Here is a 26,625-nt window from a genome sequence, read left to right on the forward strand (position 1 = left end):
GGGGGTGACCGGCTGTGTGGGAAAGGCGCTTCACGGGCGAAGGCGCGGTATTATGCCTGCTTTGTCCGAAGGCATGAAAAGCCTGCCTGTCGGAAGAACAGGTTTTACCCTCGAGGAATATAAATGTCGCCCTGGCTGACAGTAGTGGGAATCAGTGAAGACGGCTTCAAGGGCCTGGGCAAGAACGCCCGGCGGGCCCTGATGGGCGCTTCGCGGATCGTCGGCAGCCAGCGGCAACTGGACCTGTTGCCGGTGTGCATCCGCGGCGAGCGGCAACTGTGGCCGAGCCCGTTTTCCCTGGAGCCGGTGCTGGCCAAGCGTGGCGAGCCGGTGTGCGTACTGGCCAGCGGCGACCCGATGCTGTTCGGCGTCGGCGCCAGCCTGGCGCGACAGGTGGCCCACGAAGAAATGCACGTCCTGCCTGCGCCTTCGTCTTACTCGCTGGCGGCCGCGCGCCTGGGCTGGCCGCTGCAAGAGGTGGTGACGCTCTCGGTGGTCGCCCGCCCCGTGGCCGCCCTCAGCGCCCAGTTGTTCAGCGGCGTGCGCCTGCTGGTCCTGAGCAATGACGGCCTCAGCCCCTCGGCCATCGCCGCGCTGCTGCGCGAACGCGGCTTTGGCCCGAGCCGTCTGAGCGTGCTGGAGCATTTGGGCGGCGAGGCCGAGCGGCGCACCGACGGCAATGCCAACGACTGGAGCGACCCGGCCATCGCCGACCTCAACTTGGTGGCCATCGAATGCCTGGCCGAGCCGGGCACACCGCGCCTGTCGCGCCTGGCCGGCTTGCCCGACTCGGCCTTCGAGCATGACGGCCAGCTGACCAAGCGCGATGTCCGCGCCATCACCCTGGCCCGCCTGGCCCCGGTGCCCGGCGAACTGTTGTGGGATGTCGGCGCCGGCAGCGGCTCGATCGGCATCGAATGGATGCGCGCGCACCCCAGTTGCCGGGCCCTGGCCATCGAAGCCGACCCGGGACGCCAGCAACTGATCGAACACAACCGCGACGCCCTTGGCGTGCCCGGCCTGCAGCTGATTCGCGGCAGTGCGCCCCAGGCGCTGGACGGCCTGGAAGCTCCGGACGCGATCTTTATCGGCGGCGGCGTGACCCGCCCCGGCGTACTCGACACCTGCTGGGCCCGGCTCAAGCCCGGCGGCCGGCTGGTGGCCAACGCCGTGACCCTGCAAAGCGAAACGACCCTGATGGCCTGGCGCGAACGGCACGGCGGCGAACTGACCCGCCTGCATGTCGCCCAGGCCCAGCCGTTGGGCGGGTTCGACACCTGGCGCCAGGCGCTGCCCATTACCTTGCTCGACCTCGTCAAACCACTATGAGCCGACTCCCCCTTCCTGCAGGAGCGGGCGTGCTCGCGATCCAGGCACCGCGAGCACGCTCGCACCTCCTGGGGGCTGCGCATGCGTGAAGAAACAGCGGAACAACCGGCCCCGCTGCGCAGCGGCCTGACCACCGGCAGTTGCGCCACCGCCACGAGCCTCGCGGCCGCGCGCCTGTTGCTCGAAGGCACCCGCGCCGATGCCGTGCAGATCACCCTGCCCAAGGGCAAGCAGGTGCAGATGCGCCTGGAATTCTGCCGCCTCACCGCCAACGGCGCCGAAGCCGGCACGATCAAGGATGCCGGCGACGACCCCGACGTGACCCATGGTGCCCTGCTCTATTCGCAGGTGCGCCTGAGCCCGGACAGCGGCATTCGCTTTATCGCCGGCAAAGGCGTCGGCACCGTGACCCGCCCCGGCCTGGTGCTGGGCGTCGGCGAGCCGGCGATCAATCCGGTACCGCGCCGCATGATCAGCGAACACCTGGCCACCCTGGCCCGGGAACGGGGCTACCAGGGCGGTTTCGAAGTCACGGTCAACGTCGAGGATGGCGAGGCCCTGGCGCTGAAAACCATGAACCCGCGCCTGGGCATCCTTGGCGGCCTGTCGATCCTCGGCACCAGCGGCATCGTGCGGCCGTTCTCCTGCGCGGCCTATATCGCCTCGATCCACCAAGGCATCGATGTCGCCAAGACCAACGGCTACCTGCACATCGCCGCCTGTACCGGCAATGCCAGCGAAGACACCATGCGCCGCGTCTACGGCCTGCCGGAAATCGCCCTGATCGAGATGGGCGACTTTGTCGGCGCGGTGCTCAAGCACCTGCGCAAAGTGCCAGTGGACAAACTCAGCCTATGCGGCGGCTTCGGCAAGATCAGCAAGCTCGCGGCCGGGCACATGGACCTGCACAGCCGCCATTCCAGCATCGACCTGCCGCAACTGGCCGAATGGGCCGCGGCGGTTGGCGCCGACCCGGCGCTGCAAAGCGCCATTCGTGGCGCCAACACCAGCCAGCAAGCCCTGGCCATGGCCAGCGCCGCCGGCATCGCCCTGGGCGACGCGGTGTGCCGGCACGCCCTGGACTTCGCCCGCAGCGTGGTGCCGCGCGAGGTCCAGGTCGAAGTCTTCGCCATCGATCGCCAGGGCGGCATCGTCGGCCATGCCGGAGCTTTCCAATGAAACGCATATTGCTCCTGGGCGGCGTGAGCGAAGCCCTGGCCATTGCCCGGACCCTCGGCCCGCAGCACATCTATAGCCTGGCGGGCATCGGCCGGGTGCCCACCGACCTGGCTTGCCAGGTCAGGGTCGGCGGTTACGGCGGCGCCGAAGGTCTGGCGCAATTCATCCGCGAGCAAGGCATCGAGTTGCTGCTGGACGCCACTCATCCCTATGCCGCTCGGATCAGCCAGAACGCCGCCACCGCCGCGCAACTGTGTGACATCCCCTGCTGGGCCCTGCGCCGACCGGCCTGGCAGGCACAGGCCGGTGACGACTGGCGGGAAGTCCGCGACTGGGCCGAACTGGTCCAGGCGCTCAAACCTTTCAAGCGCCCGTTGTTCACCCTGGGCCGCGAGCCCTTGCAGCATCTGCAGGAGATCCCCGCCGGACAGTTCTGGACCCTGCGCGCGCTCGACGAATACCCCGGCAACGAACGCTGCGAAGTGATAGGCGCACGCGGCCCCTTCCTGATCGACAGCGAACGCGAACTGTTCGAACGCCGGCGTGTCGATGTGTTGATCAGCAAGAACAGCGGCAGCAGCGCCACCGAACCCAAGCTGGAAGTGGCGCGCGAGCGTGGGCTGCCGGTATTGATCCTGCAGCGGCCGCCGTTGCCGCCCGTCGATCGGGAATTCCACGACCTGGGCGAGCTGCTCCGGGCTCTGCACTGAGGTCCTGGCCAGCCCGGGACTCGTCAAAAGCGCGCATAGATACATCCCGTTACCAAGCCATCCGGAGCTTCCCGCTGAACGGTAAGGCACAGCCCTGGCCGCCGTGGCACGGGGGCTTTGCGTATTGAAGACCGAGGAAACACTTGCGGCGTTGGCCACGGACAGGCTTTGCGTCACGATCAAAGGCCTATCCATATAGTAACTTATTTGTTACCTTTAAGGCCGGCGATGATCAGAGTCGAGGAATACCAGCAAGAGAACCACCGCAGCCCCTTCGGCCGCTGGTTCGAAACACTGGATACCCAGGCAGCCGTCAAGGTTTCTACCGCGCTGCTGCGCCTGGAAATGGGCAACACATCCAATATCAAGTGGTTCGACGGCCTTGGCGAATACCGCATCGATTGGGGCCCGGGCTACCGGATCTACCTGATCCGGGAAGGCAGGCACCTGGTGATCCTGTTTGGCGGTGGCGACAAGTCCACCCAGCAGGCAGACATCAGGCAGGCGAAACAACTGATCGCCGAGTTCCACTACCGCAAGAAGGCCGAACTGAAAACGAGGTGACACCCATGGCACTGACCCGAAGCTTCAAGCACAGCATTGCCGAACGCGCCGAGCGCGACCCGGCGTTTTCCCAGGCGCTGCTGGACGAGGCTGCTACGCTGTTCCTCAACGGCGAACCGGAGATGTCGCGGATCATTCTGCGCGACCTGGTCAACGCCACCGTCGGTTTCGAAGCGCTGGCCCGGGAGACCGCCAAGCCGAGCAAGAGCCTGCATCGCATGCTGTCCGCCAGTGGCAACCCGAGCATGGATAACCTGGCCGCGATCTTCGCCGCCATTCGCGCCAAGCTCGGCGTTGCCATCGAGGTCCGTGCCGTACCGGCTCACTGAGGAGCGGGAAATCCAGGCCGCGCTGCGACACCACACCGCACAACGGCTTTTTACTTATCCACAGCGATCAGGCTAAATACGCCCCTGTTCGCTCAACCTGACGGATCGTCACCATGTCCCGACAACGGCTCGCATTTGCCTGGATCGCCTGCTTCGCAGTGCTGTTCAACATGCTTGCCATGCCGCTTTCGGGAGCCATGCAGCAGGCCGATCGAGCGCCTGCCGAACAGCTGCTGTGGGGCAGCTTCTGCTCATCCAGCGGCACCAAGCTGGTGGCGATCTCCCTGGGCAAGCTGGAGCAGCAAGCCCCGCAGAACGACGATCACTCCACTATGCAGCACTGCTGGTGCTGTTCCGGCTCGGCCCCGCTGGTCGCCCTGCCGGGCCATGCGCCGCAGCTGTATTTCGCCCGTTTCGAGTCCAACCGCAGCGTCGCGCCACCCGCGCTGGCGATGCCCACGCCGCGCCAGCAATGGCCGAGCCTCAACCCCCGCGCCTCACCTCTGGCCTGATTCCACCTCGCAATTGATCTGCGTGTCGAATCGTTCTGGAGAACTGCCATGTTGAAATCCGTACAGGCCTTGCAAGCCCTGCTGCTGGCCGCCCTGCTGTTGCCTACCGGTTTTGCCGCCGCCCACGAATACAAGGTGGGCGCGCTGCAGATCGCCCATCCCTGGTCGCAGGAACTGCCGCCGAATGCGCCGACCGTCGCGGCCTATTTCGTCATTCACAACACCGGCAATGACGCCGACCGCCTGCTGGGCGTCGACTCGCCGATCTCGGGCAAGGCCGAGCTGCATGAACACGTGCAGCAAGGCGACCTGATGAAAATGCAGCAGGTGGCCAACGTGGCGATCGCCCCAGGCGCAACCGTCACCTTCGCGCCCATGGCCTACCACGTGATGCTGCTGGAGCTCAAAGACCGCAGCCTGCTCAGCGACGGCAAGCGCTTCCCGCTGACCCTGCACTTCGAGAAATCCGGCGACGTCACGGTCGAAGTGGCGGTGCAGAAAGAGGCGCCCGCGGGCACCCAGGAACACATGCACGCCCAATAAGCGCCGGCTCTCATTACCGTGAATTCCTTGCGCTCGCCTGGCCCCGGGCGATCCATGCCGCGTACCCCGCTGAAGGTACGACGCGGCAGCTGGATCAGCCTGTTCGCCATGCTGATGATCTTTATCGGTCCGCTGATTTCCCAGTCGATGCCGATGGATCAGGCCATGCCGATGAACATGTCCATGTCGATGGACATGGGCGAGCCCGGCTGCCACGGAGAAACCCCGCACGGCGCAGAGCACGGCAAGGCCCAGGGCGAACATGGGCTCTGGGAAAAGTGCGGTTATTGCAGCCTGCTGTTCAACTGCCCGGCGCTGCCTGGCAGCCTCTCGCTCACGGCGCTCGACAGTTCGCCGTCCAGCCATTTCCTCACCCCCTCGCCGCGCCTGGGCCATGCCCGGCAGACGGTGTTCCCCGGCGCCCTGACCCGCGCCCCGCCAGTCATTGCGTAAACCCCTCAACTGCACATCACCCGGCCGACTGTAGAAAAGACAGCCGCAGGCTGCTGGCCGTGTTGTTTACGAAATGATTGATGGAACCTTTATGTCCAGGTTTTCTGCTGACACTCGCCTGTGCCCTGCCCAGGCCCCCGCTACCTTTGCCCTGAACCAACCTCGTGTACGTTTCAGCCATGCCATCGCGGTACTTTGCGGTGCCCTGTTCACGCCACTGGCGCTGGCGGCCGAACAGCCGGTCGATCACAGCCAGCACGGCGAGGAACTGAGCCCGACGGTGATCACCGCCATCGCCCCCAGCTCGCCATTGACCGTGGTCACCAACCCCAAGGACCCGCGCCAGCCCGTGCCGGCCAGCGACGGCGGAGACTACCTGAAGACCATCCCCGGCTTTGCCCTGGTGCGCAACGGCGGCACCAACGGCGACCCGGTGCTGCGCGGCATGTTCGGCTCGCGCCTGAACATCCTCACCAACGGCGGCATGATGCTCGGCGCCTGCCCGGGCCGCATGGACGCGCCGACCTCCTATATCTCGCCGGAAACCTACGACAAGCTGACGGTGATCAAGGGCCCGCAAACCGTGCTCTGGGGCCCGGGGGCTTCGGCCGGGACCATCCTCTTCGACCGCGAGCCGGAAAACTTCGGCGAGCTCGGCACACGGGTCAACGCCAGCATCCTGGCCGGCTCCAACGGCCGCTTCGACAAGGTGGTCGACGCCGCTGCCGGCAGCCCGCTGGGCTATGTACGGGTGATCGGCAACCAGGCCCATTCCGACGATTACAAGGACGGCAACAACGACACCGTGCCGTCGCGCTACGAGAAGTGGAACGGCGACGTCGCCCTGGGCTGGACCCCGGACGCCGACACCTTGCTGGAACTCACCGCCGGCAAGGGCGACGGCGAAGCGCGTTACGCCGGGCGCGGCATGGACGGCTCGCAGTTCAAGCGGGAAAGCCTGGGCCTGCGTTTCGAGCGCTCCAATATCGGCGAGGTGCTGGATAAGGTCGAGGCGCAGGTCTACTACAACTACGCCGACCACGTGATGGACAACTACACCCTGCGCACGCCGTCCGGCACCGGGATGATGGCCGGCCCCATGGCCAGCAACGTCGACCGCCGCACCCTCGGCGCGCGGATCAAGGCCACCTGGCGCTGGGCCGATGTGCAGTTGATCGGCGGTATCGATGCACAGACCAACGAGCACCGTCAGCGCAAAGGCATGGGTATCGACACCTACAAGGACCAGCCGCGCACCAAGGATGCCGATTTCCACAACTACGGCGTGTTCGGCGAGCTGACCTGGTACGCCGCCGACCGCGACCGGCTGATCAGCGGCGCCCGGCTGGACCGCGCCTCGGCCAAGGATTACCGCCAGAGCATCGGCTCCGGGATGACGGCCCGGCCCAACCCGACCGCCGACGATACCCGCGCCGACACCCTGCCCAGCGGCTTCGTCCGCTACGAGCACGACCTGGCCGACAGCCCGACCACGGTCTATGCCGGCCTCGGCCACGCGCAACGCTTCCCGGACTACTGGGAGCTGTTCTCGCCGAAAATGGGCCCGGCCGGCTCGGTCAACGCCTTCGACTCGATCAAGCCGGAAAAGACCACCCAGCTCGACTTCGGCCTGCAATACAAGACCGCGGAACTGGAGGCCTGGGCCTCGGGCTACATCGGCCAGGTACGCGACTACATCCTGTTCAGCTACCGCCCCACAATGATGGGCACGACCTCGCAAGCCGAGAACATCGATGCCCGCATCATGGGCGGCGAACTCGGCGCGGCCTACAAGCTGACCGACAACTGGAAGGCCGACGCCACCCTGGCCTACGCCTGGGGCAAGAACAGCAGCGACGGCACGCCGCTGCCGCAGATGCCACCGCTGGATGCGCGCTTCGGCCTGACCTACAGCGAGGACAACTGGAGCGCCGGGGCCCTGTGGCGAGTGGTGGCGGCGCAGAACCGCATCGACGAAAACAAGGGCAACGTAGTCGGCAAGGACTTCGGCAAGAGCGGCGGCTTCGGCGTGTTCTCGCTCAACGGCGCCTATCGGATCAACAAGAACCTGAAGGTCAGCACCGGCGTCGACAACCTGTTCGGCAAGGCCTACGCCGAGCACCTGAACCTGGCCGGCAACGCCGGGTTCGGCTACCCGGCCAATGACCCGCAAGCCATCAACGAACCGGGGCGCACGCTCTGGACCAAGGTGGATTTGAGCTTCTAAACACAACAAGAGATGTAGCCGCTGCCGACAGGCTGCGATCGGCCGGTACGGCCGCAGCATGCTCAAGATCGCTGAAGGGCTTCGGCCTTATCGCAGCCTTCGGCAGCGGCTACAGAAAATAATTGCCAATAGGGAGCGTGCCCTGATGAACCAACCGAAAGTGTCTTTCTATAACCTGGCCTGGCGCTGGCATTTCTACGCCGGGCTGTTCGTGGCCCCGTTCATGGTGATGCTGTCCCTGACCGGGATCATTTACCTGTTCAAGCCCCAGCTCGACACGCTGATGTACAGCCACCTGCTGCAAGTGCCGGCGGGGCACCATGTTCTCAGCGCCGATGAGCAGCTCAAGCGGGTGCAGGCGGCTTATCCACAAGGCCATGTCACACAGTACCTGCCGCCGCTCGATAGCGGGCGCAGCGCGCAGTTCGTGGTGCAGCAGCAAGGCGGCGAACTGAACATCTTCGTCGACCCTTACCACGGCAATATCCTGGGCGAGCAAGACGCCAAGAACAATCTGCAGGCCATCGCCCGGGCCATTCATGGCGAGCTGATGATCGGCACCCTCGGCGACCGCCTGGTGGAACTGGCGGCGGGCTGGGGCATTGTCCTGGTGGTGTCCGGGCTGTACTTGTGGTGGCCGCGCGGCAAGTCTTCGGCCGGCGTGCTGTGGCCAAGGTTCAGCAGCCGCGGCCGTGTGCTGTGGCGCGACCTGCATGCCGTGGTCGGTTTCTGGGGCGCGGCGCTCCTGCTGGTGATGCTGCTCAGCGGCATGACCTGGACCGGCTTCTGGGGCAAGCAATACGCCGAGTTGTGGAACCGTTTCCCGGCGGCGATGTGGAACGACGTGCCGCAGTCCGACCAACAGGCCGGCGCGCTCAACAGCGCCAGCCGCCAGACCGTGCCCTGGGCGATGGAAAACACGCCGATGCCGATGTCCGGCGACCATGCCGGGCACATGGCCCACGGCGCCGCGCAGGAAGGCCCGGCGGCTCCCGCCATAAGCCTGCAGCAAGTGCAGGACATCGCCACCCAGCGCCAGGTCGAAGCCGGCTACAGCATCACCTTGCCGACCACCGCCAGCGGTGTGTTCACCATTGCCGTGTTCGCCGACGACCCGCGCAACGACGCCACGCTGCATGTCGACCAATACACCGGCAAGGTCCTCGCCGACGTGCGCTGGCAGCAATACAGCCCCGTCGCCCGCGCCACCGAAGTCGGGGTGATGCTGCACGAAGGCAAGATGTTCGGCCCGCTCAACCAGATCGCGGTGCTGCTGATCTGCCTGATGATTCTGCTGAGCGCCGTCAGCGGCCTGGTGATCTGGTGGAAACGTCGTCCCCAGGGGCGACTCGGCGTGCCGCCGCTGCGCCATGACCTGCCGAAATGGAAAACCGCGATGCTGATCATGCTGGCGCTGGCCGTGGCCTTTCCCCTGGTCGGCGCCTCGCTGATTGGCGTCTGGCTGCTGGATCGCTTGCTGCTGTCGCGCTGGAACCGGTCGCCTGAATCGGCCTCATCTTCATCATGAATCAGCCGAGATGCGCGGTTTAGAGGGTTCTGTAGACTGCTGCCGGCTCAATTGCCGATATGCATAATGTTACTTTATAACATTAAAGTGTAAGATCCCTACCCGCAGCCGCCCACGCTGCGGGTAACCCTCTGGAAGAAGCGACTCAGCCGCCCCGATGAACCACCCGATGAATAAATACCTGGCGTCCAGCCTCTGCCTGCTGGCCCTGAACCACACCGCCCAGGCCGACGACGCGCCCCTGACGCTGCCCACCGGCACCATCAGCGCACCGGCCATCGACGCGCAGGACATCAGCCTGCAAACCCCGACCACCGCCGGCTCGCGCCTGGGCCTGAGCGCCTTGGAGACCCCGGCCAGCACCGAAAGCCTGAGCGGCGAACGCATTCGCCAGCGCGGCGATCGCAGCGTGCAGGACGCGGTGTCGCGCGGCACCGGCATCAGCCGCACCGGCACCCCGGGCGACGGCGGCACTTCGCTGTCGGCCCGTGGCTTTACCGGCCAGGGTTCGGTGATGCAGCTGTATGACGGCACCCGCCTGTACAGCGGCATGGGCACCGTGACCTTTCCGGTGGACACCTGGTCGGTGGAGCGGGTGGATGTACTGCGCGGCCCGGCCTCGGTGCTGTACGGCGAAGGCGCCACCGGCGCGGTGGTCAACGTGATTCCGAAGAAGCCCTTCAGCGGCGAGATCGAAAACCACCTGCGCCTCGGCTACGGCTCCCATGACAGCCAGCAGCAAGCGCTGGACAGCGGCGGTTCGCTGAGCGACACCCTGAGCTATCGCCTGAACCTCAACCGCCTGCGCAGCAACGGCTGGATCAATCGCGGCGACAGCGCCAGCGACTTCATCAGCGCGGCGCTGCGCTGGCAAGCCACGGACGACCTGGCGTTCACCCTCGCCCACGATTACGGCGACCAGCAGCCGATGAATTATTTCGGCACACCGCTGGTCAATGGCCGCTTCCATGAAGGCCTGAGGGACAAGAACTACAACATCGGCAACGACAAGCAGCACTACAACGACCAGTGGACGCGCCTGACCAGCCAGTGGCAGCTCTCCGACAGCCTCAGCGCCAGCAACGAGCTGTATTACCTCAAGGCCCAGCGCCGCTGGCAGAACGCCGAGAACTATAGCTTCAGTCAAAGCACCCAGCAGTTGCTGCGCAGCGGCAACTTCGCCATCAAGCACCAGCAGGAGCAGGTCGGAGATCGCCAGACCTTCACCTTCAAGCACAGCCTGTTCGGCCTCGACAGCCAGACCCTGACCGGCGTCGACTACAACCGCATCCGCTTCCAGCTCAACAGCAACTCGCCGTTCAACGATGCCCAGCCCGATGGCCAGCCGGTGGATTTGCAGCACCCGGACAAGGGCCGCTTCGACAGCGCCTCGGCCTATCGCGAACAGTTTCGCAGCACCACCCGACAGATGTCGGCCTTCGCCGAAAACCGCACGCAACTGAGCGAACGCTGGTCGCTGGTGACCGGCGTGCGCCGCGACTACGTGCAGGTGGATCGCGACAACCTGGTGGACGGCAGCCAGAGCGACAAGACCCTGACCGGCAATAACTGGAAGGCCGGCCTGGTGTTCGCGCTGACGCCGGACACCTCGTTCTACGGCCAGTACGCCACCAGCACCGACGGCGTCGGCGGCCTGATTTCCCTGAGCCCGAGCCAGCAGCAATACGACCTGGCCCGCGCCCGACAGAGCGAAATCGGCCTCAAGCAGATGTTCTGGGACCAGCGCGGCGAGTGGACCCTGGCGGCCTATCACATCGTCAAGAAGAAGCTGCTGACCGACGATCCGGGCAACCCGACGCTCAAGCAGCAGGTCGGCCAGCAATCGTCCCGCGGCCTGGAGGCCAGCCTCGACCTGCAACTGCCGCATGCCTGGCAACTGCAGGCCAACGCCGCCATCGTCAAGGCCCGCTACGACGACTTCGAGGAGCAGGTCGGCAACCAGTTCGTCTCGCGCAGCGGCAACCGCCCGGTGGATGTGCCGCGACGCACCGCCAACCTGTGGCTGAACAAGGCCGTGACCGATAACCTGCGGGCCGGTGCCGGGGTGCGTTATGTCGACGCCCGTTACGCCGACCTGGCCAACCGCAACGAACTGCCCAGCTACACCGTGGTCGATGCGGTGCTGTCGTGGAAAGCGCTGCGCAACACTACCCTGGGCTTGCAGTTGAACAATCTGTTCGACCGGCAGTACGCGCAAAGCCAATACAATGAGGGCCAGCAATGGATCCTCGGCGAGCCGCGATCGTTTTTCGTGACCGCCGATTACGCCTTTTAACCAATACCTATAGCCGCTGCCGAAGGCTGCGATCGACTGCGTAGCGGACGCGCTCTTGAGGTCCTCGGAAGGTCCTGCGGACCTTTTCGCAGCCTTCGGCAGCGGCTACAGGGAATCACACGGACACCGCATGACCTCGCTGAATCTCGCCAACCTGGCCTGGACACCCCTGGGCCAGGGCCATTGTCATCACCAGTTCCGGCTGCGTGAGGCCAGCCTGCGGGTGGCGCCGGGAGAGTTCGTCGGGCTGATCGGCCCCAACGGCAGCGGCAAGACCAGCCTGCTGCGCTGCAGCTATCGCTTCAGCCGGCCGGAACAGGGCGAAGTCCTGCTCGATCATTACAACGTGTGGAAGCAGACCCCACGCTGGTGCGCGCAACGCATCGCCGTGGTGTTGCAGGAGTTCCCCGACGCCTTCGGCCTGAGCGTCGAAGAAGTGGTCGCCATGGGCCGCACGCCGCACAAGGGCCTGTTCGACGGCGACAGCGCCGAAGACCGCGCCATCGCCCGCCAGGCCCTGGAGTCGGTGGGTTTGCTGGGCTTCGAGGCGCATGCCTTCGCCACCTTGTCCGGCGGGGAAAAACAGCGGGTGATCCTGGCCCGCGCCCTGGCCCAGCAACCGCAACTGCTGATCCTCGACGAGCCGACCAACCACCTCGACCCGCGCTATCAGCTGGAGCTGTTGCAACGGGTCAAGCGCCTGGGCATCGGCACCCTCGCCAGCATCCATGACCTGAACCTCGCCGCCGCCTTCTGCGACCGCCTGTACGTGATCGATCACGGGCGCATCGTCGCCAGCGGCACGCCGGCGCAAGTGCTGACCGTTACCCTGCTGCGCGAGGTGTTCGGCGTCGACGCCCTGGTCGACCAACACCCGCTCGCCGGCTACCCACGAATCACCTGGATAACCCAACCATGACCCCGCGCGTCTCGCTCAACCGCCTGATCCCCGCCGGCCTGCTCCTGACCCTGTCGCTGCTTGCCGGCCAGGCCAGCGCCGAAGCCACCCGCTACCCGCTGACCCTCACCAGCTGCAACCGCGAGGTGACCTTCAAGGAGGCACCCAAGCACGCCCTGAGCCACGACATCAACATGACCCAGATGATGCTCGCCCTGGGCCTCAAGTCGCGCATGGTCGGCTACAGCGGCATCAGCGGCTGGAAGGCGGTGACGCCCCAGATGCGCAGCATCCTCGACGGCCTGCCGGAGCTGGCGGCCAAGTACCCGTCGGTGGAAACCCTGCTCGACGCCAATGTCGATTTCTTCTTCGCCGGCTGGGACTACGGCATGCGCGTCGGCGGCGACCTGACCCCGCAGACCCTGACGCCGCTGGGCATCAATGTGCTGGAACTGACCGAGTCCTGCGCCTTCGTGATGAAGCGCCCGGCCGCCAGCCTCGACGATACCTACAACGACCTGCGCAACCTCGGGCGGATCTTCGACGTGCAGGACCGCGCCAACCAGCTGATCGCCGAGATGCAGCAACAGGTCGCTGCGATCCAGCAGGACCTGCCCACGGAAAAACCGCGGGTGTTCCTCTACGACAGCGGCGAAGACCGCGCCATGACCTCCGGCCGCCTGGGCATGCCCCAGGCGCTGATCGACGCCGCGGGCGGGCGCAACATCCTCGACGACATCGAGGCCAGCTGGACCCGGGTCAACTGGGAAACCGTGGTCGAGCGCAACCCGCAGGTGATCGTGATCGTCGACTACAGCGAAATCACCGCCGAGCAGAAACGGCAGTTCCTGCTGGACAACAAGGCGCTGCAATCGGTGGATGCGATCAAGAACCAGCGCTTTATCGTGATCCCCTACGTGCAGGCCACGCCGGGCATCGATAACGTCGAAGCGGTGCAAACCCTGGCCAAGGGTTTCCACGGCGCATGATCGATCGTCGCTATGCCTTGCTGCTGGCAGCCTTGGGCGCGTTGCTGCTAGCGTCCTGCGTGCTGTCCCTGGGTTTCGGTTCGGCGCGGGTGCCGGTGGATGTGGTCTGGCGCATCCTGCTGCACAAGACCCTCGGCCTGGGCGAGGCGCACTGGAGCGCCGGGCAGGAACATATCGTCTGGCTGATCCGCGTGCCGCGCATGCTGCTCGGCGCCCTGGTCGGTGCCGGGCTGGCCTTGGTCGGCGCGGTGCTGCAGGCGGTGACGCGCAATCCGCTGGCCGACCCGCACCTGCTCGGCGTGACCTCCGGCGCCACCCTCGGCGCGGTGATCGTGGTGCTGCATGTGGGTGAAATCGTCGGCCTGCTGACCCTGCCCATCGCCGCCTTCATCGGCGCCCTGGCGAGCATGTTGCTGGTGCTCGGCATCGCCGCGCGTCACGGCCGGCTCGACAGCGACCGCCTGCTGCTGTGCGGGGTGGCGGTGTCCTTCGTGATGATGGCGGTGGCCAACCTGCTGCTGTTCATGGGCGACCACCGCGCCAGTTCGGCGGTGATGTTCTGGATGCTCGGCGGCCTGGGCCTGGCGCGCTGGGAACTGCTCGCGGTGCCGGCGGCCAGCGTGCTGCTCGGCCTGGTCCTGTTGCTGGGCATGGCGCGGCCGTTGAACGCGCTGATGGCCGGCGAGCAGACCGCCGTGACCCTCGGCCTGAATGCCCGCAACGTGCGGTTGCGGGTGTTCCTGATCGCCTCGCTGATGACCGGGGTGCTGGTGTCCATCAGCGGTTCCATCGGTTTTGTCGGGCTGATGGTGCCGCATATCGCCCGGCGTCTTGTGGGTGCCGAGCATCGCCGGCTGTTGCCGGTGTGCGTGCTGCTGGGCAGCGTGTTCCTGGTCTGGGTCGACGTCGCCGCCCGCACCCTGATCGCCCCCGAAGACCTGCCCATAGGCGTGGCCACTGCGGCCATTGGCGGGCTGTTTTTCATCGGCCTGATGCGCCGCCGCTAAAAAACCCAACCCGTAGGAGCGAGGCTTGCCCGCGAAGCTTTTGGCGTCCTCGCGACCGCCTTCGCGGGCAAGCCTCGCTCCTACGCGACACGGGTTGGCGGACGACGCCTTGTAGCCGCTGCCGCAGGCTGCGATAAGGCCGAAGGCCTTCGACGATCCTCAAGCCTTGCGCGCCCTTCGGTCGCGATCGCAGCCTGCGGCAGCGGCTACAGGGTCATGGCACCAGCGCGGCGCATTCGTGCGCACCAAAGACGCCTGGCGGCCCTGCATTGGTGCGCCCGCCCTCTTTGCCACGCCACGAAAGCGACGTTTTCATGCCCTGTGCCGACTAGGCACACCCCTTGCAAAACAGCCCTTCAGTAGTCCGCATCTGCCAACCCAGAAAACTCATAAGTTCATGGAGATCGCACAATGAAGCGTCGCAGCTTGATCAAGGCTTTCACACTCACGGCAAGCATTGCCGCGATGGGCATGACCTGGACCGTCCAGGCCGCCGAGACCATCAAGGTCGGTATCTTGCATTCGCTGTCGGGAACCATGGCGATCTCCGAAACCTCGCTCAAGGACATGGCGTTGATGACCATCGACGAGATCAACGCCAAGGGCGGCGTCAACGGTAAAAAGCTTGAGGCGGTGGTGGTCGACCCAGCCTCGAACTGGCCGCTGTTCGCCGAGAAGGGCCGGCAGCTGCTGACCCAGGACAAGGTCGCCGTGGTGTTCGGCTGCTGGACCTCGGTGTCGCGCAAGTCGGTGCTGCCGGTGTTCGAGGAACTCAACGGCCTGCTGTTCTACCCGGTGCAATACGAAGGCGAAGAGATGTCGCCGAACGTGTTCTACACCGGCGCGGCGCCTAACCAGCAGGCGATCCCGGCGGTGGAGTACCTGATGAGCGAAGACGGCGGCAGCGCCAAGCGCTTCTTCCTGCTCGGCACCGACTATGTCTACCCGCGCACCACCAACAAGATCCTGCGTTCGTTCCTGCACTCCAAGGGCGTGGCCGACAAGGACATCGAAGAGGTCTACACCCCGTTCGGCCACGCCGATTACCAGACCATCGTCGCCAACATCAAGAAGTTCTCCGCCGGCGGCAAGACCGCGGTCATCTCCACGGTCAACGGCGACTCCAACGTGCCCTTCTATAAAGAGCTGGCCAACCAGGGCCTGAAAGCCACCGACGTACCGGTGGTGGCCTTCTCGGTGGGCGAGGAAGAACTGCGCGGCATCGACACCAAGCCGCTGGTGGGCAACCTCGCGGCCTGGAACTACTTCGAGTCGGTGGAGAACCCGGTGAACCAGAAGTTCGTCGCCGACTGGAAAGCCTACGCCAAGGCCAAGAACCTGCCGGGCGCGGACAAGGCCGTGACCAACGACCCGATGGAAGCCACCTACGTCGGCATCCACATGTGGGCCCAGGCGGTGGAGAAAGCCAAGTCCACCGACGTCGACAAGGTCCGCGAAGCCCTGGCCGGCCAGACCTTCGCCGCGCCGTCGGGCTACACCCTGACCATGGACAAGACCAACCACCACCTGCACAAGCCGGTGATGATCGGCGAGATCCAGCCGGACGGTCAGTTCAACGTGGTCTGGCAGACCGAAGGGCCGATCCGCGCCCAGCCGTGGAGCCCGTTCATCCCGGGTAACGACAAGAAGCCGGACTACGCGGTGAAGAGCAACTGAGCGCAGAGCCCACGCCCCCCGTAGGAGCGAGGCTCGCCCGCGAAGCTTTTGGCGTCCTTGCGACCGCCTTCGCGGGCAAGCCTCGCTCCTACGGGGCCTCATCGTCTTTCAGGACGTAGCCATGTCCCTTTACCGCCTCATCCTCGCCTTCGCCCTGTTGCTGTCGATGTCCGCCCATGCCGGCGATGCCGAAGACTTCGTCGCGGCCAACGCCACGCAACAGGCCAGGCTCCTGGAAAGCTGGGCCGCGCAGCCCGACCCGGCGCGCCTCGAACTGCTCGGCGCCTTGCAGCAAGGCCAGCTGACCGTCGATGGCCAAGCCAAGACCTTGCGCCTGAACAATCGCCTGCGGGGCCTGATCGACACCGCCATGGCCAGCCACCAGTTGCTCGCCACCGACGCAAAAGTCCGCCTGGCCGCCGCGCAGCAATTGCAGAAAAGCGCCAAGCCGGCGCAGTTGAAATTCCTCGAAACCACCCTCGGCGCCGAACAGGACCCAGGCGTGCATGATGCCCTGAGCCTGGCCCTGGCCAACCTGCAACTGGTGGACAGCGACCCGGCCGTGCGCCTGGCCGCGGTGCGCCTGCTGGGTGAAACCGGCGACCCGCTGGCCCGCACCCGCCTCGAAGGCCTGCTCGAACCCGGCGTCGAAACCGATGCCGGCGTGCGCACCGCCGCCGAAACCAGCCTGGCCCAGATCAAGCGCAAGCTGCTGGTGGGCGAGATGCTCGGCCAGGCCTTCAGCGGCATGTCCCTGGGTTCGATCCTGCTGCTGGCGGCCCTGGGCCTGGCGATCACTTTCGGCCTGCTCGGGGTGATCAACATGGCCCACGGCGAGATGCTGATGCTCGGCGCCTATTCCACCTACATGGTGCAGTTGCTGTTCCAGCGCTACGCCCCGCAGGCCATCGAGTTCTACCCACTGGTTGCCCTGCCGGTGGCGTTCTTCGTCACCGCCGCCATCGGCATGGCCCTGGAGCGCACGGTGATCCGCCATCTCTACGGCCGGCCATTGGAAACCCTGCTCGCCACCTGGGGCATCAGCCTGATGCTGATCCAGCTGGTGCGCCTGGTGTTCGGCGCGCAGAACGTCGAGGTGTCGAACCCGGCCTGGCTGTCGGGCGGAATCCAGGTGCTGCCCAATCTGGTGCTGCCTTACAACCGCATCGTGATCATCGCCTTCGCGCTGTTTGTCGTCGTGCTCACTTGGCTGCTGCTGAACAAGACCCGCCTGGGCCTGAACGTGCGCGCGGTCACCCAGAACCGCAACATGGCCGCCTGCTGCGGCGTACCGACAGGACGGGTGGACATGCTCGCCTTCGGCCTCGGCTCCGGCATCGCCGGCCTCGGCGGCGTGGCCCTGAGCCAGATCGGCAACGTCGGCCCGGACCTGGGCCAGAGCTACATCATCGACTCGTTCCTGGTGGTGGTGCTCGGCGGCGTCGGGCAGCTGGCCGGCAGCGTGTTCGCCGCGTTCGGCCTGGGGGTAGCCAACAAGATTCTGGAGCCGCAGATCGGCGCCGTGCTCGGCAAGATCCTGATCCTCGCGCTGATCATTCTGTTTATCCAGAAACGTCCGCAAGGCCTCTTCGCATTGAAAGGACGGGTGATCGACTGATGAACCAGCCTCTATTGGTTACCGCTACACAAAAGGCCGGGCCCAAGGTCTCGCTCGCCGTCGGCGCGCTGGTCCTGGCGGTGCTGCTGGCCCTGCCGCTGCTCTCGCTGCTGGCGCCGGACAACCCGCTGCATGTCTCGGCCTACACCCTGACCCTGGTCGGCAAGATCCTCTGCTACGCCATCGTCGCCCTGGCCCTGGACCTGGTCTGGGGCTACGCCGGCTTGCTGTCCCTGGGCCATGGCCTGTTCTTCGCCCTCGGCGGCTACGCCATGGGCATGTACCTGATGCGCCAGGCCGCGGGGGACAGCCTGCCGGCGTTCATGACTTTCCTCTCGTGGAGCGAACTGCCGTGGTACTGGAGCGGCACCGACAGCTTCCTCTGGGCCCTGTGCCTGGTGGTCCTGGCGCCCGGCCTGCTGGCGTTGGTGTTCGGCTTCTTCGCCTTCCGCTCGCGGATCAAGGGCGTGTATTTCTCGATCATGACCCAGGCCCTGACCTTCGCCGGCATGCTCCTGTTCTTTCGCAACGAGACCGGGTTTGGCGGTAACAACGGCTTCACCAACTTTCGCAGCATCCTCGGCTTCGGCATCACCGAGCCGGGCACCCGCGCGGTGCTGTTCCTGGCCACCGTGCTGTTGCTGGTGGCCAGCCTGTACATCGGCTGGCGCCTGGCCCGGAGCAAGTTCGGCCGGGTGCTGACGGCGCTGCGCGATGCGGAAAACCGCCTGATGTTCTGCGGCTACGACCCACGCGGCTTCAAGCTGTTCGTCTGGGTGCTGAGCGCGGTGCTGTGCGGCCTGGCCGGTGCCTTGTATGTACCGCAAGTGGGCATCATCAACCCCAGCGAAATGTCGCCGACCAACTCCATCGAGGCCGCCGTGTGGGTCGCCCTGGGCGGTCGCGGCACGCTGATCGGGCCGCTGCTCGGCGCCGGCGTGGTCAACGGCATGAAGAGCTGGTTCACCGTGGCCTTCCCGGAATACTGGCTGTTCTTCCTGGGAGCGCTGTTCATCATCGTCACCCTGTATTTGCCCAAAGGCATCATCGGTTTGCTGAAGAAAAGGGGCGAATCATGAGAATCACACCGACGGCCGACTTCATGCTCGAACCCATTCTGGAACCCAACAAGGACGCAGGTGCCAGCCGCGACGCCATCGGCCTCGGCCAGGCCGCCGGCAAGGGCCTGAACACTCGCCACGGCACCATCCTGACCCTGGAAGACATCAGCGTCAGCTTCGACGGCTTCAAGGCGCTCAACGATCTGAACCTGTACATCGGCGTCGGCGAGCTGCGCTGCATCATCGGCCCCAATGGCGCGGGCAAGACCACCTTGATGGACGTGATCACCGGCAAGACCCGGCCCACCCACGGCAAGGCCTGGTTCGGCGAAACCCTGGACCTGACGCAGATGAGCGAGGTGCGGATCGCCCAGGCCGGCATCGGCCGCAAATTCCAGAAGCCCACGGTGTTCGAGGCGCTGAGCGTGTTCGAGAACCTGGAGCTGGCGCAGAAGACCGACAAGTCGGTGTGGGCCAGCCTGCGGGCGAAGCTCTCCGGCGAGCAGAAAGAGCGCATCGACGAAGTGCTGGAAACCATTCGCCTGACGGCCTCGGTGGAGCGCCAGGCCGGCCTGCTGTCCCACGGCCAGAAGCAGTTCCTGGAAATCGGCATGCTGCTGATGCAGGACCCGCAACTGCTGTTGCTCGACGAGCCGGTGGCGGGCATGACCGACGCCGAGACCGAGTTCACCGCCGAGCTGTTCAAGCGCCTGGCCGGCAAGCATTCGCTGATGGTGGTGGAACACGACATGGGCTTCGTCGGCTCGATCGCCGACCACGTCACCGTCCTGCACCAGGGCAGCGTGCTGGCCGAAGGGTCGCTGGAGCAGGTGCAGGAAAACGAACGGGTGATCGAGGTCTACCTCGGCCGCTGACAGCTATCCGTAGGAGCGAGGCTTGCCCGCGAAGCTGTTGGCGGCCTCGAGGGTCCCCTTTCGCGGGCAAGCCTCGCTCCTACGGGGATTAGGGGAATTGGAAATGCTGCAAGTCGACAAGCTGCACCAGTACTACGGCGGTAGCCACATCCTGCGGGGCCTGAGCTTCGAGGCGAAGGTCGGCGAAGTCACCTGCCTGCTCGGGCGCAACGGGGTGGGCAAGACCACCCTGCTCAAATGCCTGATGGGCCTGCTGCCGGCCAAGGAAGGCGCGGTGAACTGGGAAGGCCAGGCCATCACCGCCTACAAGCCTCATCAACGGGTGCATGCCGGCATCGCCTACGTGCCCCAGGGCCGGGAGATCTTCGGCCGCCTGACCGTGGAAGAAAACCTGTTGATGGGGCTTTCCCGTTTTGGCGCGAAAGAGGCCAAGGAAGTGCCAGCCTTCATCTACGAGCTGTTCCCGGTGCTGCTGCAAATGAAACAGCGGCGCGGCGGCGACCTGTCCGGCGGCCAGCAACAGCAGCTGGCCATCGGCCGCGCCCTGGCCAGCCGGCCACGGTTGTTGATCCTCGACGAGCCCACCGAGGGCATCCAGCCGTCGGTGATCAAGGAAATCGGCGCGGTGATCAAGCAACTCGCGGCCCGCGGCGACATGGCGATCCTCTTGGTGGAACAGTTCTACGACTTCGCCGCCGAACTGGCCGACCAGTACCTGGTGATGTCCCGTGGCGAAATCGTCCAGCAGGGCCGCGGTGAAAATATGCAAGCCGAGGGCGTACGCGGCCTGGTGACCATCTGATTTAGGATCTAGCCTGTAACGTCCAGACAATAAGCGCGAATCATGAACCTGCCCGCCCACACCGCCCTGTTCACTCCCAGCTGGCACGCCGAGCTGGAACTCGGCTACGCCCGCTTCGGCGACAGCACGCGCCCGGTGCAGCGCCGCCACAAGGGCCCGCTGCGGGTACAGAAGCACCTGTACGCCGAAGGCCCCGAGGTCTGCCAGCACATCATCGTCCACCCGCCCGGCGGCATTGCCGGCGGCGACCGCCTGGAGATCCGCGCCAGCGTCGACCGCAACGCCTGGGCGCAACTGACCAGCCCCGGCGCGGCCAAGTGGTATCGCGCGGCCGGGCCCGCCTATCAGGCCCTGGAGTTGAACGTCGCCGCCGGTGCCACACTGGAATGGCTGCCCCAGGAAACCATAGTGTTCAGCGCCGCCCAGGCCGAGCTGAGCACCCGCATCGAGTTGCAAGGCGACGCCCGGCTGTTCTACTGGGACGTGATAGCCCTCGGCCGCCCCGCCAGCGGCGAACGCTTCGACCTCGGGCATTTCCAGTCGCACCTGGACATCCGCCGCGACGGCCAGTTGCTCTGGCACGAACGCCAGCGCATCGTCGGCGGCGATGCTTTGCTCGACTCGCCGATCGGCCTCGACGGCCAGCCGGTCTTCGCCACCCTGCTGGCCACCGGCGAGGTTGACGGCCCGTTGCTGGAGCGTTGCCGCGCGTTGCACCAGGCCCGGCACCCCGCCGTGCGCGGCGACCTGACGCAACTGCCCGGCCTGCTGGTGGCCCGCTGCCTGGCCAGCGAAGCCCTGCTGGCCCGCGCCTGGCTGATCGACCTGTGGCGCCTGCTGCGCCCCGCCCTGTTGGGCCGCGAAGCGCTGCCACCGAGGATCTGGAACACATGACACAGCGACACGACTTTCCTGTAGCCCCTGCCGCAGGCTGCGATCGTCCGCGTAGCGGGCGCCAAACCAGACGCCGCGGTGTATCAGGCAGATCGCGTCAACCAGGGTGCGTCTCCTGCGGAGCCGATCGCAGCCTGCGGCAGCGGCTACGGATGCATCGCGCCATGCCCTCTTTCAACTGCTCAACAACGGATTTTGAACGATGGACCTGACCCCACGCGAAAAAGACAAACTGCTGATCTTCACCGCCGGCCTGGTGGCCGAACGGCGCCTGGCCCGTGGCGTGAAGCTCAATTACCCGGAGGCCATGGCCTACATTTCCGCGGCGCTGCTCGAAGGCGCCCGCGACGGCCAGACCGTGGCCGAGCTGATGCATTACGGCACCACGCTGCTGACTCGCGAGCAGGTGATGGAAGGCATCGCCGAGATGATTCCGGAAATCCAGGTGGAAGCGACTTTCCCCGACGGCACCAAGCTGGTCACCGTCCACCAACCGATCGCCTGAGGCCGCCCATGACGTATTCCATCCGCGATGCCGTGTCTGCCGACCTGCCGGCGATTCGCGATATCTACAACGACGCCGTCCTCAACACCACGGCGATCTGGAACGAGCAGGCCGTGGACCTGGGCAATCGCCAAGCCTGGTTCAACGCCCGCCAGGCCCAGGGTTATCCGATCCTGGTGGCGGTCGACGCCGAGGACCGCGTGCTCGGCTATGCCTCGTTCGGCGACTGGCGGCCTTTCGACGGCTTTCGCCATACCGTCGAGCACTCGGTGTATATCCGCGACGACCAGCGCGGCAACGGCCTCGGCCCGCGCCTGATGCAAGCGCTGATCGAGCGCGCCGGGCGTTGCGACAAACACGTGATGGTCGCGGCCATCGAAAGCGGCAACGCCGCCTCGATCCGCCTGCACGAACGCCTGGGGTTCGTCACCACCGGGCAGATGCCGCAAGTGGGCACCAAGTTCGGCCGCTGGCTGGATCTGACCTTCATGCAACTGACCCTCGATCCGGGGGCGCTGCCACCTACCGTCAACAAGGAGTGATTCCCGATGAACGCTGCCCAACTGCGTCGAGTCCATGCGGAGAGCTTTGCCCACTATCGTCAGGGCTTGATTGATCTGTTGTTCGACGCCGTGGGCCACGGCGCTTCGGTCGGCTTCATGGCCGACCTCGACGAAGAACAGGCCCGTGCCTATATCGGCAGCGTCCAGGCCAGCGTGGCCGATGGCAGCCTGCTGCTGTGGGTGGTGGTGCAGGACGAGCGGGTTTTGGCCAGCGTGCAACTGGCGCTGTGCCAGAAGCCCAACGGCCTCAATCGCGCCGAGGTACAGAAGCTCCAGGTGCGCCACGACGCCCGCCGCCGTGGCCTGGGCCAGCAGCTGATGAACGCCGTGGAACAGGCGGCGCGCCAGCACAAGCGCGGCCTGCTGTACCTGGACACCGCGGCCGGCTCGGAAGCCGAAGCCTTCTACAGCGCCCTGGGCTACACCCGCGTCGGCGAACTGCCTAATTACTGCCAAAACCCGGACGGCACCTACAGCCCGACCGCCATTTACTTCAAGACTCTGGGGCAACCCGCATGATTCCAGGCCAATACCAGATCCAGCCCGGCGACATCGAGCTCAACGCCGGCCGCCGCACCCTCAGCCTGAGCGTCGCCAACAGCGGCGACCGGCCGATCCAGGTCGGCTCGCACTATCACTTTTTCGAAACCAACGATGCCCTGACCTTCGATCGCGCCGCCAGCCGTGGCATGCGCCTGAACATCCCGGCCGGCACCGCCGTGCGCTTCGAACCGGGGCAGACCCGCGAAGTGGAGCTGGTGGACCTGGCCGGGCATCGCCGGGTGTTCGGCTTTGCCGGGCGGATCATGGGCGACCTTTAAGTAACGTGCGGTCCGTACCGGCCTCTTCGCGGGCAAGCCTCGCTCCTACGGGTTCGCGTCGTAGGAGCGAGGCTTGCCCGTGAAGAGCGAGCTACGCGAGCGGTCTCAAATCCAATGGAATCCCAAGGCAAGCACATGAAGATTTCAAGACAAGCCTACGCCGACATGTTCGGCCCCACCGTCGGTGACAAGGTACGCCTGGCCGACACCGAGCTGTGGATCGAAGTCGAGAAAGATTTCACCACCTACGGCGAAGAAGTGAAGTTCGGCGGCGGCAAGGTCATCCGTGACGGCATGGGCCAGGGCCAGCTGCTGGCGGCCGAGGTGGTCGATACCCTGATCACCAACGCGCTGATCATCGATCACTGGGGCATCGTCAAGGCCGACGTCGGCCTCAAGGACGGGCGCATCGCCGCCATCGGCAAGGCCGGCAACCCGGATATCCAGCCCGACGTGACCATCGCCATCGGCGCCAGCACCGAAGTGATCGCCGGCGAAGGCATGATCCTCACCGCCGGCGGTATCGACACCCATATCCACTTCATCTGCCCGCAGCAGATCGAAGAGGCGCTGATGAGCGGCGTCACCACCATGATCGGCGGTGGCACCGGGCCGGCCACCGGCACCAATGCCACCACCTGCACCTCGGGGCCATGGCACATGGCGCGCATGCTCCAGGCGGCGGACGCGTTCCCGATGAACATCGGCTTCACCGGCAAGGGCAACGCCAGCCTGCCCGGGCCCTTGATCGAACAGGTCAAGGCCGGGGCCATCGGCCTCAAGCTCCACGAAGACTGGGGCACCACGCCAGCCAGCATCGACAACTGCCTGAGCGTCGCCGACCAGTACGACGTGCAGGTGGCGATCCACACCGACACCCTCAACGAATCGGGCTTCGTCGAAACCACCCTCGGCGCGTTCAAGGGCCGCACCATCCACACCTATCACACCGAAGGCGCCGGCGGCGGCCATGCGCCGGACATCATCAAGGCCTGCGGCTTCCCCAACGTGCTGCCAAGCTCGACCAACCCGACCCGGCCGTTCACCCGCAACACCATCGACGAACACCTGGACATGCTGATGGTCTGCCACCACCTCGACCCGAGCATCGCCGAGGACGTGGCCTTCGCCGAAAGCCGCATCCGCCGCGAGACCATCGCCGCCGAAGACATCCTCCACGACCTCGGCGCCTTCTCGATGATCAGCTCCGACAGCCAGGCCATGGGCCGGGTCGGCGAGGTCATCACCCGCACCTGGCAGACCGCCGACAAGATGCACCGCCAGCGTGGCCCGCTGCCGGGCGACGGCGCCGGCAACAGCAACTTCCGGGTCAAGCGCTACATCGCCAAATACACCATCAACCCGGCGATCACCCACGGCATCAGCCATGAAGTGGGCTCCATCGAAGTCGGCAAATGGGCCGACCTGGTGCTCTGGCGCCCGGCGTTCTTCGGGGTCAAGCCGACGTTGATCCTCAAGGGCGGCGCCATTGCCGCAAGCCTGATGGGCGACGCCAACGCGTCGATCCCGACCCCGCAGCCGGTGCACTACCGGCCCATGTTCGCCAGCTACGGCGGCAGCCGGCACGCCACCAGCCTGACCTTTATCAGCCAGGCCGCGCTGGATGCCGAGGTGCCGCAGCAATTGGGGCTGAAAAAACAGATCGCGGTGGTCAAGGGTTGCCGCGATGTGCAAAAGAGCGACCTGATCCATAACGACTACCTGCCCAACATCGAAGTCGATCCGCAGACCTATCAGGTCAAGGCCGACGGCGTGCTGCTCTGGTGCGAACCGGCGGATGTGTTGCCGATGGCGCAGCGCTACTTCCTGTTCTAGAGCGTGGATCCAAACGGGCGTCCCTCCGGGCCGCCCAACGGTCAGCAAAACCGGGTCTCTTACCGTGTTGAACGGCTCAATCGCGACTAGAATTCGACAGGCCGTCCTCACTCTTGCTGCCTGACAAGGTTCCCGGCCATGCGTCTACCCGATTTCATCGTGCAACATGTCGAGCGCGTCGTTGATGAGTGGGAGCGGTTCGCCCGATCCATTGCCCCCGACACCGACTCCCTGACCCGCCTGCAATTGCGCGACCACGCCAAGTCCATCCTGCTGGCCGCCGCTCGCGACATGCGCACCGCCCAGACCGCCAGCGAACAGGCCGCCAAGGCGCGGGGCGAAGGCCCGGAAAAGACCCCGGGCCTCGACGAAGCCGCCGCCAACCATGGCGAATTGCGGCACAACGTGGGCTTCGACCTGGTGCAGATGACCTCGGAATTCCGACACCTGCGCGCCTGCGTGATCCGCCTCTGGGTCGCCAGCCTGGAAGTGCCGGAGCTGGACTATTTCCAGGACATGATCCGTTTCAACGAGGCCATCGACGAAGCGTTGGCCGAGTCCACCGCGGCCTATGCCGAACAGGTCAACCGTTCGCGGGATATCTTCCTGGCGATTCTCGGCCACGACCTGCGTACCCCCTTGCAGGCGGTGAGCATGTCCACCGAGATGCTGGCGCGCAAAGTCGCGCTGGACGCCGATGCGCAGGCCTACGTGTCGCGGATCAAGAGCAGTTCCCGGCACATGGCGACGATGGTCGGCGATCTGCTGGAGTTCGTCCGCAGCCGCCTGGGCAGCAGCCTGCCCATCGAGCCGGCGCCCATGGACATGGCCAGTGCCGCCAAGGCGGCCATGGACGAAGCCTGCGCCGGCTGGCCGGACTGCACGCCGACGCTGAATTTTCATGGCGACAGCCATGGCATCTGGGATCGCGGGCGCATCGAGCAGATGCTGCAGAACCTGATCGGCAACGCCCTGCAGCATGGCAGCAATAACCACACCGTGACCGTCACCCTCACCGGCGGCGCCGAGCAGGTGCTGCTGACCATCCACAACTACGGCCCGCCAATCCCCAAGGAAGCCTTGAGTACCCTCTTCGATCCGCTGGTGCGCAGCGCCAACGAAGAACTCGGCAGTTCCTCCACCAGCCTCGGCCTGGGCCTGTTCATCGTCAAGGAAGTGGTCACCGCCCACCAGGGCAGCATCGAGGTCAGCTCCAACGAAACCGACGGCACCACCTTCACCGTGATCCTGCCACGGGTGTCCCACGCCGAATCCCTCTAACCTCGCGCCTACGGCCATCATGATTTTGTCGCACGCCCACCCCGTAGGAGCGAGGCTTGCCCGCGAACAAAGCACCGCGTTCCTACAGGCTCACCGCATCATCATTTTTTGCGGGCGAGCCTCGCTCC

Annotated in this window: 25 protein-coding genes and 1 pseudogene; all 26 read left to right on the forward strand. The window is 65.7% G+C overall.

Annotated elements, in window-relative coordinates; all coding sequences use genetic code 11:
* Positions 1 to 123: 123 nt before the first annotated feature.
* Complete coding sequence (cbiE, locus tag BLV20_RS11550) at positions 124 to 1,329, forward strand: precorrin-6y C5,15-methyltransferase (decarboxylating) subunit CbiE (protein WP_092301267.1); 1,206 nt, start codon at positions 124 to 126, stop codon at positions 1,327 to 1,329.
* 81 nt (positions 1,330 to 1,410) lie between these two features.
* Positions 1,411 to 2,508: a cobalt-precorrin-5B (C(1))-methyltransferase gene (locus tag BLV20_RS11555; protein ID WP_092301270.1), complete on the forward strand. Its 1,098-nt coding sequence runs from the start codon at positions 1,411 to 1,413 to the stop codon at positions 2,506 to 2,508.
* The gene (locus BLV20_RS11560) at positions 2,505 to 3,218 is read left to right on the forward strand and encodes a cobalt-precorrin-6A reductase (RefSeq protein WP_092301273.1); all 714 of its coding nucleotides are present in this window, start codon (positions 2,505 to 2,507) and stop codon (positions 3,216 to 3,218) included. Before BLV20_RS11555 ends, BLV20_RS11560 begins: the two co-directional genes overlap by 4 nt.
* Before the next feature lie 228 nt (positions 3,219 to 3,446).
* A complete protein-coding gene (locus tag BLV20_RS11565) occupies positions 3,447 to 3,782 on the forward strand; it encodes a type II toxin-antitoxin system RelE/ParE family toxin (protein WP_092301276.1) in 336 nt (111 codons plus the stop codon).
* 5 nt (positions 3,783 to 3,787) lie between these two features.
* Positions 3,788 to 4,111 (forward strand): helix-turn-helix domain-containing transcriptional regulator, encoded by a 324-nt coding sequence (locus BLV20_RS11570; protein WP_007932872.1) that lies wholly within the window; start codon positions 3,788 to 3,790, stop codon positions 4,109 to 4,111.
* A 113-nt stretch (positions 4,112 to 4,224) separates the two neighbouring features.
* On the forward strand, positions 4,225 to 4,623 hold the full coding sequence (locus tag BLV20_RS11575; RefSeq protein ID WP_092301279.1) for a DUF2946 domain-containing protein: 399 nt from the start codon (positions 4,225 to 4,227) through the stop codon (positions 4,621 to 4,623).
* Positions 4,624 to 4,671: 48 nt separating this feature from the next.
* Entirely contained in the window at positions 4,672 to 5,166 is a 495-nt protein-coding gene (locus tag BLV20_RS11580; RefSeq protein WP_092301282.1) for a copper chaperone PCu(A)C, read from the forward strand.
* Positions 5,167 to 5,220: 54 nt separating this feature from the next.
* Entirely contained in the window at positions 5,221 to 5,619 is a 399-nt protein-coding gene (locus BLV20_RS11585) for a DUF2946 domain-containing protein (RefSeq protein ID WP_092301285.1), read from the forward strand.
* Between the two features lie 91 nt (positions 5,620 to 5,710).
* Positions 5,711 to 7,846, forward strand: coding sequence for a TonB-dependent copper receptor (locus BLV20_RS11590; RefSeq protein WP_092301288.1), 2,136 nt, complete (start codon positions 5,711 to 5,713; stop codon positions 7,844 to 7,846).
* Positions 7,847 to 7,991: 145 nt separating this feature from the next.
* A complete protein-coding gene (locus BLV20_RS11595) occupies positions 7,992 to 9,374 on the forward strand; it encodes a PepSY-associated TM helix domain-containing protein (protein WP_092301291.1) in 1,383 nt (460 codons plus the stop codon).
* 169 nt (positions 9,375 to 9,543) lie between these two features.
* Positions 9,544 to 11,670 carry a TonB-dependent receptor gene (locus BLV20_RS11600; protein ID WP_092302055.1) on the forward strand — a complete coding sequence of 709 codons (2,127 nt, stop codon included), beginning with the start codon at positions 9,544 to 9,546 and terminating at the stop codon, positions 11,668 to 11,670.
* A 130-nt stretch (positions 11,671 to 11,800) separates the two neighbouring features.
* Positions 11,801 to 12,341, forward strand: a pseudogene (locus BLV20_RS11605) (ABC transporter ATP-binding protein); the annotation flags it as partial.
* Between the two features lie 244 nt (positions 12,342 to 12,585).
* Positions 12,586 to 13,557 (forward strand): ABC transporter substrate-binding protein, encoded by a 972-nt coding sequence (locus BLV20_RS11610; protein ID WP_092301297.1) that lies wholly within the window; start codon positions 12,586 to 12,588, stop codon positions 13,555 to 13,557.
* Positions 13,554 to 14,564: a FecCD family ABC transporter permease gene (locus BLV20_RS11615; protein ID WP_092301300.1), complete on the forward strand. Its 1,011-nt coding sequence runs from the start codon at positions 13,554 to 13,556 to the stop codon at positions 14,562 to 14,564. Before BLV20_RS11610 ends, BLV20_RS11615 begins: the two co-directional genes overlap by 4 nt.
* 411 nt (positions 14,565 to 14,975) lie before the next feature.
* Positions 14,976 to 16,241, forward strand: a complete 1,266-nt coding sequence (urtA, locus tag BLV20_RS11620; protein WP_092301303.1) for an urea ABC transporter substrate-binding protein — start codon at positions 14,976 to 14,978, stop codon at positions 16,239 to 16,241.
* Positions 16,242 to 16,362: 121 nt separating this feature from the next.
* Positions 16,363 to 17,859, forward strand: coding sequence for an urea ABC transporter permease subunit UrtB (gene urtB / locus BLV20_RS11625; RefSeq protein ID WP_092301306.1), 1,497 nt, complete (start codon positions 16,363 to 16,365; stop codon positions 17,857 to 17,859).
* Positions 17,859 to 18,938, forward strand: coding sequence for an urea ABC transporter permease subunit UrtC (gene urtC / locus BLV20_RS11630; protein ID WP_092301309.1), 1,080 nt, complete (start codon positions 17,859 to 17,861; stop codon positions 18,936 to 18,938). Before urtB ends, urtC begins: the two co-directional genes overlap by 1 nt.
* Positions 18,935 to 19,795 (forward strand): urea ABC transporter ATP-binding protein UrtD, encoded by an 861-nt coding sequence (urtD, locus tag BLV20_RS11635; protein WP_092301312.1) that lies wholly within the window; start codon positions 18,935 to 18,937, stop codon positions 19,793 to 19,795. The genes urtC and urtD overlap by 4 nt, the downstream gene beginning before the upstream one ends.
* A 103-nt stretch (positions 19,796 to 19,898) precedes the next feature.
* Positions 19,899 to 20,597: an urea ABC transporter ATP-binding subunit UrtE gene (urtE, locus tag BLV20_RS11640; protein WP_092301315.1), complete on the forward strand. Its 699-nt coding sequence runs from the start codon at positions 19,899 to 19,901 to the stop codon at positions 20,595 to 20,597.
* 42 nt (positions 20,598 to 20,639) lie between these two features.
* The gene (locus BLV20_RS11645) at positions 20,640 to 21,491 is read left to right on the forward strand and encodes an urease accessory protein UreD (protein WP_092301318.1); all 852 of its coding nucleotides are present in this window, start codon (positions 20,640 to 20,642) and stop codon (positions 21,489 to 21,491) included.
* A 202-nt stretch (positions 21,492 to 21,693) separates the two neighbouring features.
* Complete coding sequence (gene ureA, locus BLV20_RS11650) at positions 21,694 to 21,996, forward strand: urease subunit gamma (RefSeq protein WP_092301321.1); 303 nt, start codon at positions 21,694 to 21,696, stop codon at positions 21,994 to 21,996.
* A gap of 8 nt (positions 21,997 to 22,004) precedes the next feature.
* Positions 22,005 to 22,538 carry a GNAT family N-acetyltransferase gene (locus tag BLV20_RS11655; RefSeq protein WP_092301324.1) on the forward strand — a complete coding sequence of 178 codons (534 nt, stop codon included), beginning with the start codon at positions 22,005 to 22,007 and terminating at the stop codon, positions 22,536 to 22,538.
* 6 nt (positions 22,539 to 22,544) lie between these two features.
* Positions 22,545 to 23,078, forward strand: coding sequence for a GNAT family N-acetyltransferase (locus tag BLV20_RS11660; protein ID WP_092301327.1), 534 nt, complete (start codon positions 22,545 to 22,547; stop codon positions 23,076 to 23,078).
* Positions 23,075 to 23,380, forward strand: a complete 306-nt coding sequence (locus BLV20_RS11665) for an urease subunit beta (protein ID WP_092301330.1) — start codon at positions 23,075 to 23,077, stop codon at positions 23,378 to 23,380. Before BLV20_RS11660 ends, BLV20_RS11665 begins: the two co-directional genes overlap by 4 nt.
* A gap of 135 nt (positions 23,381 to 23,515) precedes the next feature.
* Positions 23,516 to 25,216, forward strand: coding sequence for an urease subunit alpha (ureC, locus tag BLV20_RS11670; RefSeq protein WP_092302057.1), 1,701 nt, complete (start codon positions 23,516 to 23,518; stop codon positions 25,214 to 25,216).
* Between the two features lie 138 nt (positions 25,217 to 25,354).
* Positions 25,355 to 26,497, forward strand: coding sequence for a sensor histidine kinase (locus BLV20_RS11675; RefSeq protein ID WP_092301333.1), 1,143 nt, complete (start codon positions 25,355 to 25,357; stop codon positions 26,495 to 26,497).
* Positions 26,498 to 26,625 lie beyond the last annotated feature (128 nt).

Source organism: Pseudomonas sp. NFIX28 (assembly GCF_900107395.1).
In the GTDB taxonomy this organism is placed as follows: domain Bacteria; phylum Pseudomonadota; class Gammaproteobacteria; order Pseudomonadales; family Pseudomonadaceae; genus Aquipseudomonas.

What these genes read in the sequence shown, in the direction of transcription:
- BLV20_RS11570 (WP_007932872.1), top strand. Translation starts at nt 3,788, where the DNA reads ATGGCACTGACCCGAAGCTTCAAGCACAGCATTGCCGAACGCGCCGAG.
- BLV20_RS11645 (WP_092301318.1), top strand. Translation starts at nt 20,640, where the DNA reads ATGAACCTGCCCGCCCACACCGCCCTGTTCACTCCCAGCTGGCACGCC.
- BLV20_RS11665 (WP_092301330.1), top strand. Translation starts at nt 23,075, where the DNA reads ATGATTCCAGGCCAATACCAGATCCAGCCCGGCGACATCGAGCTCAAC.
- BLV20_RS11575 (WP_092301279.1), top strand. Translation starts at nt 4,225, where the DNA reads ATGTCCCGACAACGGCTCGCATTTGCCTGGATCGCCTGCTTCGCAGTG.
- urtD (WP_092301312.1), top strand. Translation starts at nt 18,935, where the DNA reads ATGAGAATCACACCGACGGCCGACTTCATGCTCGAACCCATTCTGGAA.
- BLV20_RS11595 (WP_092301291.1), top strand. Translation starts at nt 7,992, where the DNA reads ATGAACCAACCGAAAGTGTCTTTCTATAACCTGGCCTGGCGCTGGCAT.
- BLV20_RS11600 (WP_092302055.1), top strand. Translation starts at nt 9,544, where the DNA reads ATGAATAAATACCTGGCGTCCAGCCTCTGCCTGCTGGCCCTGAACCAC.
- BLV20_RS11675 (WP_092301333.1), top strand. Translation starts at nt 25,355, where the DNA reads ATGCGTCTACCCGATTTCATCGTGCAACATGTCGAGCGCGTCGTTGAT.
- ureA (WP_092301321.1), top strand. Translation starts at nt 21,694, where the DNA reads ATGGACCTGACCCCACGCGAAAAAGACAAACTGCTGATCTTCACCGCC.
- urtA (WP_092301303.1), top strand. Translation starts at nt 14,976, where the DNA reads ATGAAGCGTCGCAGCTTGATCAAGGCTTTCACACTCACGGCAAGCATT.
- urtE (WP_092301315.1), top strand. Translation starts at nt 19,899, where the DNA reads ATGCTGCAAGTCGACAAGCTGCACCAGTACTACGGCGGTAGCCACATC.
- BLV20_RS11560 (WP_092301273.1), top strand. Translation starts at nt 2,505, where the DNA reads ATGAAACGCATATTGCTCCTGGGCGGCGTGAGCGAAGCCCTGGCCATT.
- BLV20_RS11565 (WP_092301276.1), top strand. Translation starts at nt 3,447, where the DNA reads ATGATCAGAGTCGAGGAATACCAGCAAGAGAACCACCGCAGCCCCTTC.
- BLV20_RS11555 (WP_092301270.1), top strand. Translation starts at nt 1,411, where the DNA reads ATGCGTGAAGAAACAGCGGAACAACCGGCCCCGCTGCGCAGCGGCCTG.
- BLV20_RS11615 (WP_092301300.1), top strand. Translation starts at nt 13,554, where the DNA reads ATGATCGATCGTCGCTATGCCTTGCTGCTGGCAGCCTTGGGCGCGTTG.
- BLV20_RS11610 (WP_092301297.1), top strand. Translation starts at nt 12,586, where the DNA reads ATGACCCCGCGCGTCTCGCTCAACCGCCTGATCCCCGCCGGCCTGCTC.
- BLV20_RS11590 (WP_092301288.1), top strand. Translation starts at nt 5,711, where the DNA reads ATGTCCAGGTTTTCTGCTGACACTCGCCTGTGCCCTGCCCAGGCCCCC.
- urtB (WP_092301306.1), top strand. Translation starts at nt 16,363, where the DNA reads ATGTCCCTTTACCGCCTCATCCTCGCCTTCGCCCTGTTGCTGTCGATG.
- BLV20_RS11655 (WP_092301324.1), top strand. Translation starts at nt 22,005, where the DNA reads ATGACGTATTCCATCCGCGATGCCGTGTCTGCCGACCTGCCGGCGATT.
- cbiE (WP_092301267.1), top strand. Translation starts at nt 124, where the DNA reads ATGTCGCCCTGGCTGACAGTAGTGGGAATCAGTGAAGACGGCTTCAAG.
- BLV20_RS11580 (WP_092301282.1), top strand. Translation starts at nt 4,672, where the DNA reads ATGTTGAAATCCGTACAGGCCTTGCAAGCCCTGCTGCTGGCCGCCCTG.
- urtC (WP_092301309.1), top strand. Translation starts at nt 17,859, where the DNA reads ATGAACCAGCCTCTATTGGTTACCGCTACACAAAAGGCCGGGCCCAAG.
- BLV20_RS11660 (WP_092301327.1), top strand. Translation starts at nt 22,545, where the DNA reads ATGAACGCTGCCCAACTGCGTCGAGTCCATGCGGAGAGCTTTGCCCAC.
- ureC (WP_092302057.1), top strand. Translation starts at nt 23,516, where the DNA reads ATGAAGATTTCAAGACAAGCCTACGCCGACATGTTCGGCCCCACCGTC.
- BLV20_RS11585 (WP_092301285.1), top strand. Translation starts at nt 5,221, where the DNA reads ATGCCGCGTACCCCGCTGAAGGTACGACGCGGCAGCTGGATCAGCCTG.